Source organism: Parabacteroides sp. AM08-6, assembly GCF_003473295.1.
Taxonomy (GTDB): Bacteria; Bacteroidota; Bacteroidia; order Bacteroidales; family Tannerellaceae; genus Parabacteroides.
The window spans coordinates 1-6,636 of sequence record NZ_QRMP01000056.1; the positions used below are offsets into that span (position 1 = coordinate 1).

A 6,636-nucleotide genomic window follows, 5' to 3' on the forward strand; every position below is an offset into this window, starting at 1 on the left:
TTACCCTATAAGGTAGCTGTTGTTACCTTATAGGGTAGAAAGAAGGACGCGGACGGACACTACGGACACGGCCACTTTTTAGGATAGGAAGGAGAGCGGGGGGAAAGAGATAAAGCCTTTTTTCAAGTGAAAGATGTCCCTGCTTCAGGCAGCGGCAGACGAGTTTTTCTGATAATTGCCGGGAGCAATCTTGGTGATATATTTCGGGATAAGACGGTTAAGGAGACGACGGATAGAACGTTCGCTGATACCTAACACGGCAGCTTCGGTATAAAATTCCTGCAAGGTGAAATACTCCGGAAGACGGGAGAAAATATCCCGGTACTTCAGGGGGACACGGAGGTCGGGATGTTCCTGGGCCGGACGAAGCTGCGTCATCAACAGGCGGCTATGCTCCAGACTTATCAGAGCGATTGCGAGAGCCGCTTCGAAATGGACATCGCTACAAGTGGCGTATACAGGTATATCCTCTTTGCCGTAAGCCACTTCGAGGGCGGTGAAGAGCATGCAGAGGCGATAGGTCATCAGTCCGTAACGCTTGATGACACTCAGGAAATCATCATCCCCGAAACAGTCCGTCTCCTCCAGCAGATGGGCAAAGCGGAGGTTCAGCACGCTCCATTGCCTACGCGTCAAACTGATTTTAAGCGGTTGTTTGCGCAACCGGCAAGCCATCTCCATCACCTCTTCGGAAAGACGTGCCATACGGGTATCCACGCTCTCTACGCCTTCACGTGGCGAGACATCCTGCCAGGTGGCGGCAGAGCGGCAGGTATAAAGCATCAGACGGCTCATCAGGCCGTTTTCGGCATTCGGCACAAGCCGGGAGAATTGGGCAGGCGTACCAGCCAGCACAAGCGAAAGACAAGGGTGAAGGATACGGGTATATTCATTGTCGGTCTTGCGGGACGAACTGATAGGCTCGTGGTGGAACGCCTTGCGCAAGATGTCGTCGAACAGGCCGTAATCCTGGCGGCTGGCGTTTAGCAGCGTGTCGATTTCGCTGTCGATAATCAATCCGCCCACTTGCCCGTTGTCGGCCAGATGTTGCAGGAGACGAGCCTTCGTGACCTGTGCCGGTATCAGCAGATGGCATACCGCCACCTTCACGGGCGCATCGCCAACACGGACAGCCTGTTTCCGGTGATGAGCCTCCGTCTTTTTCACTTCCCATTCTTCGAGAGCCTGCAGGTATTCCTGTTCTTCCCGTTCGGACTCCAGACGGAGTAAAGCCTCGTAACGCTCCGCCAAGCGACGCATATCGTCGATACATCCTTTCCCGTTGGCGGGAGGCGCCACCTCCACGACGAAAAGGTTGGGATTTACCGTCTTCTGCCGGTACGTTCCCGATACGCCGGGCAGACAGGCGCTCAGCACCCCGCAGGCGGCCAACAAAGCCATGTCGTATTCGCGTCGGTCGTCATAAGGTTCCAACGCTTTTTGCAGCAACAGCGGAAGACTGCCCGCCAGCTCCCGGGGCAGGAAAGGAGTCTTTCCCCGAAGGTCTTCCCCCTCCTCTTCGAAGGCGTCGGAATCGGATGGCATATCCCGAAAAGTGGCCGTGTCCGTAGTGTCCGCTTTGTGTCCGTTCGCCCGCATGTGATTGCCATATTCGTTGCTATTCCCTTGATATGCAGAATGTAAGGCGCGTTCTATCTCGTTTGCACCAAACGAATCCGATTGCAGCCTCAACCGGCAGATACGGGCTATTTCAGCCTCCGGAAAACCCCTGCGGTTGGCTGCGCAGCCCAGGTTGTAGACGGTCTGGTTGCGGTTGCCTTCGAAGGGAGGATTCCAATCGAAATACTTCTTCACGAACATTTCCGCTCCATCGAGCGTGCATGCGTCGGCAGGACGGGTGACGTGGAACACGGCGGCATCTTCCCGGTAGACCGCCTGCGGGTCATGGCTCACATAGCAGCAACGACTGATGTCTTTACATTTCAGGTCGCTTTGCACCCCTCCCGCTTCCTCGTAGGCGGCGGCCACCTGGCGGTAAGCCGTGGCATGTTGTTCCGCGGAGCTATCCACCCGGACAAACACTTTCAGGCCGTTGGCGGAAGGACTGACAAAGAGAGCCAGTGTGGTAGGCAAAGCGAGAAAGACGTTCCGCAAAGCTTCCGGCTCGGCTACATCGTCGAAATCGAGACCTATCACCTGGTTGTATGCAGCCATTTGCCCGGCCCTATGTCCACCGCGAAACACGCCCGACGGGGTGAAACCGGGCAAGTTGCTTTTCAGCCATGCGGCCTGTTTCTGATTGCCTGAGGCACGAGCCGCACGATAGGCGGCAAGTGCCCGTTCCCAATAACCTTCCTTGATTCGGGTGATGACTTGTTGTAAAGAAATTTCTTCTGTTTCGAACTTACGTAAATTTGGAAATAATGAAACGTTTTGTTGTTTTTCCATGTTATTTTTCGTTTTAAATTAATAAGCGCAATGTAGGGCTTATAATCCACGTGTGCAAATATGAAAAAGTAACGCATTTTTATATTTAATATATTATATATTAATACATTACGAAATAAATAAGTTTAATTACATGTCCTTTTTATGGAAAACAGGAAGAAAATAAAAGTCAAGGAAATTCATCCTCCTCCCTTTCTTCCTTATAATAATAATGCGCCACCGTTTCTTTGGTTATTTTGAAGTGGAATATTTTCAGCATTTGCCGGAAGAGGCGTCCGTCATATCCCTGTTCTTTTTGGAACTCAGGGAGCCGTCGGATTTCCTTGATATGGCGGATGGTGTTGTAGCTATCCTTCACCGGGATACGGTCTTCATCGTAAATGATGCTTGCCTGTAGTATGTTTTCGAGGCTTTTGATATGTTTGTTGAGTGTCGCCCTGCGTGGCCTGGAGAGTTCTCCCTTTTCGAGTCGTTCGGCACGCAGTTCGTTAATCTTTCTTACCAGCTCTTCAAGCGGGGAAGAGGCCGGAACGGATGTTTCTTTTTTTTCATTGTTCTCTATTATTAAGTTTATATTTCGAAAACGTTGAACGCACGCTGCACCCTTCCGGGGGGACAAAGCCGCCGTGTCGTTCAAGAAAAAGCCCCGGAATAAACATCCGAGGCTTCTTGTCTTGTTCTGCTTTCCGGCCTTCACAGGGGAGAAAACAGGTGAACTTTTAGTTCATTACTTTAGTATTATTAATATTAAATTATCCGGATTGCTTGTTCGCCCTCGCGGGCTAATTGGCAGCTTACCGCGCAATCCGGTAGAATTCTTGATTATAAATTGCTTTATTTCACAATTACCTTCACAGCTTCTTCACCGTCTACGGCAACTATCATGATACCGGCCGGTACGGAGATAGTAGCATTGTCGGATGTCAGAACTGTATTTGCTTTCACCTGACCCAGCATGTTGCTGACAACAACCTTCTTGCCGGCTGCGCCTACAACTTCCACGGCTCCGTTCTTAGCCAGTACGGATACGGTTGAAGCTGTCTGGTCGATAGTTTCGTTGGCTACATTGCCACCTTCTTTATCTTTCAGGTTATAGAATGCGGCAACTTCGGAAGCTACTACAAAACCGTTCACATAAGTGATATATTTACGTGTTGAAGGATTGTAGATAGCATATTCATCCTTGTTGTCCAGGTTGATACGGAAGGCAAACAAAGCTTTGTTTTCGGCATTGCGGCCAGCCAACCATTGTGTTTGCATCTGTTCAACTGTAGCGTTATTTGCAATCTCACCGGCTATCAGTGTATCCATTGACGACGGTGTTACGCGGCCCGGGTTCACAATCAGTTTATCTCCGATGTGTTTAGCCTTAACCATCTGCAATTTTGCGAAAGCACCTACAGATTCATATTCTGCATTATAAGTGTAACCGTACTTCAGGTCGTTTTCTCTTGAGATACCCAGAGAGTCTTCCATGATGAAGAGATAGTTACCGGAAAGAGTGTCGTTAGGCAGTGGAGCAGGACATACATGGTCGTCACCCTTGATATGTTCGTGAGGAACAGGGATAGAGTCGCCACGAACAGCGTCGCGTGTGATGTAATACAACGGCATTGTATTGCCCGGACGTTGTATGTAAGCAGTATCCAACTGGAACTTGAATGCAGCCTTGTCGTATTCGGCACCACCGGCTTTCAGAGCGGGAACACCTTCATACAGGAAGTTGTCTGCACCTACGGCAATCTGCCAGCCCAAGTTTTCAACAGACGAGAAGCTTACGTCTACCAGTGTGGTATCAGTCTTCGGCATTACCTGTGCGAAGATAGGAGCTTCCGGTTCCGTCAGTTCGAATGTATGACGCAAGTCGCTGTTCAAAGCAACCTTAACGGCGCTTCCGTCTTTACTGTCGATAGCCAGTTTTTCAGGAGCTCCACCATTTACAGTTGTAGAAGGAACCAAAGCCAGCTTACCACCTATCAGTTTCGTCAATACGAACGTATCGTCTACGGTAGGAGCTTCGCCTTCGGCTTCACCTTCTTGTTTGGTTGTGAAGCGGTATACTTTCTTCGTTTTGTCGTAAGTCAGGAAGTAACGGCCCAATTTTATTGCGTACGGAGCAATAGTCAGTTTACCTAATTTGATAGAATCACCCATCTGCAAGAAGCGAACTTGAGCAGCCTTGGCCTTGTTGTCGAGAGTTACCATCATCAGAGAGTCTGCACCTTGCTGTACAAACGCTTCCTTACCCAGCAATTCGCTTACGAAACGCAGGGTGAACACTTTGTTCATCTGTTCTTCTTTCGTAATGTTGCGATAGCCGTCGAATTTAGACAAGGTAGAGGCAGCTCTTTTTTCCAACTTGATGGTATCGGCTTTCGTACCGTATGTGTACTCATTTGTAGTTCCGCTTACCGGATAGAGTTTTACATTCGTCAAAGTAGTCTTGCCGCTTTCGGCAGTTGCATCTACGCCGGCACCTGTTTCACGGTTCGTAAAGGAATAAACTTTGGCACTCTTTTGTTTCACCACTACCCACTGGTGAGAAGGCAATGTATTGTCGAAATTGGCAAGTTTCACGAACTTCTGTATCGTTCTGTTGTTCATATTGTCGATAATCAGAGCTTTGCCATAATCCGGGTTCACTTCACCATTTGCTTTTACCTTGTTCATGTCGTAGATGTTGTACACATCGCCATCGGTGAACTCAGCAGCACTACCTGCATTTTCCAATTCCTTTGTCGGGTCTTCGGAAGGAGTGATGAGAGGAGCAGGAGTCTTATCGTCATTAGTAACAATAGTCGTCAGGACATTTTTACCCAAGAATGATTTGACGGCAATCACTGCAACTTTAGCTTCTACCTGTGTCTGGCCATTCTTATCTACAAAAGAGTTGTCATCTTGTCTTGCCGGTACTTTAACCGTTGAAATAGAGATTGAGTCGTTCGTAAAATTAGCCTTGATAGTAAAGGCATAAGTATCTTTATTACGGAACATCTCTGCAGGTACAGCACTGCTATTGCCATCGCCCGGCAGTGTATCCAAAGCCAACTTGAAGTTTGCTGTATTTACATCGTCGTAGCAAGCATTATCGACAGTCAGGTACAAATCGCGGTTGGTAACATCTTGTTTTGCACCGACGGCTTTCAGAAGAACATTGTCGCCTCTTTCAAATTGCTTTACTTCCCAGTTGTAAGCAGCCAGCAGGTTTTCTTCACCTTGGGATACTGCCGTACCGAATGCGAAGCTCGGTGTTTTATATCCGAGGGCAGCTTCAACTTCATTATAAGGAACTGCGAAGTCCAAATCACCGGTTACTTTAAAACCGGAGAAGGTTACTAAGGTGTGGGTGGCATTGGAAGCACTACCGGATGCAGCTTCTAACAACTGACCCTCACCCTTATCAAACTTAATGTAATTCCCGTATTGAGCGATTTCAGCATCCAGCTTATCTGAATACCCAATCTTCACAATCTGGACAGTTCCGGCGGCATTATCATTTGCATCTTTAACCTTTAATGTAGCCAATACATACACGCTGTCCGGAGTTGCATCACCATTACCAACGCGGGATGCGATAGCGTAAGGGGCATAACCTAAAGCGTTATTAGAGGAGTTATTCGCTTTTGTTGTCATATAAGCTTCCGGCAAAATCCATTCATTCAGTTCGCCATTGCTTTTTACGAAAGCATTGGCCACTTTTCCGGCTGCCGGTTTAGCGAAGGCAAACTTTACATAACGGCTGGCGAATGTGAATACATTTTCCTGTATAGGAGTACCATTATACATCTGTGCTACCGGTTTGTGCGTAACCGTAAACAGCAACGAGTCCACATGAGCTTTGGAACGACCTGCGGTAAGGGCAGTATTCCAGATAAGGCTATCCATCTTTACCTTACCTGAAGCCGGACCATTCAAATCAATGCCATTAGTACCGCCAACCCCTTTCAAAAGGACCAGGTCCCCGGAAGTGATAGTAGTACTACCACTTGCAACCTCTGTTACCGTAGGGATAGTTTTGTAGGCATCCGTAACAGCAAAGGCACTTGTACTTGCGGCCAGCAAAGTGCCGACCATCAGAGTAGAAAACTTTTTGTTCATACTTTAAATAATTAAATTAATAAATCGTGTATTTAGATAATATGTAATCCAAACCCTTCCTAAGGTACGCTTTGAGCCATTCGTTAAATTCTGTATAATGACTAAATTAAACGTACGTTTATTTTAGTC

General features: G+C 48.0%; 3 protein-coding genes. All 3 read right to left on the reverse strand.

The features are described 5' to 3' along the window. Positions 1–144: 144 nt before the first annotated feature. The 3 genes from DW103_RS17565 to DW103_RS17575 all read right to left on the reverse strand — a co-directional run bounded on the left by DW103_RS17565 (position 145) and on the right by DW103_RS17575 (position 6,507). Positions 145–2,409, reverse strand: a complete 2,265-nt coding sequence (locus DW103_RS17565) for a DUF3987 domain-containing protein (protein WP_122278539.1) — start codon at positions 2,407–2,409, stop codon at positions 145–147. Between the two features lie 169 nt (positions 2,410–2,578). Then, positions 2,579–3,106, reverse strand: coding sequence for a hypothetical protein (locus DW103_RS17570; protein WP_122278541.1), 528 nt, complete (start codon positions 3,104–3,106; stop codon positions 2,579–2,581). A gap of 137 nt (positions 3,107–3,243) precedes the next feature. Further along, the gene (locus tag DW103_RS17575) at positions 3,244–6,507 is read right to left on the reverse strand and encodes a DUF6383 domain-containing protein (protein WP_122278543.1); all 3,264 of its coding nucleotides are present in this window, start codon (positions 6,505–6,507) and stop codon (positions 3,244–3,246) included. Positions 6,508–6,636 lie beyond the last annotated feature (129 nt).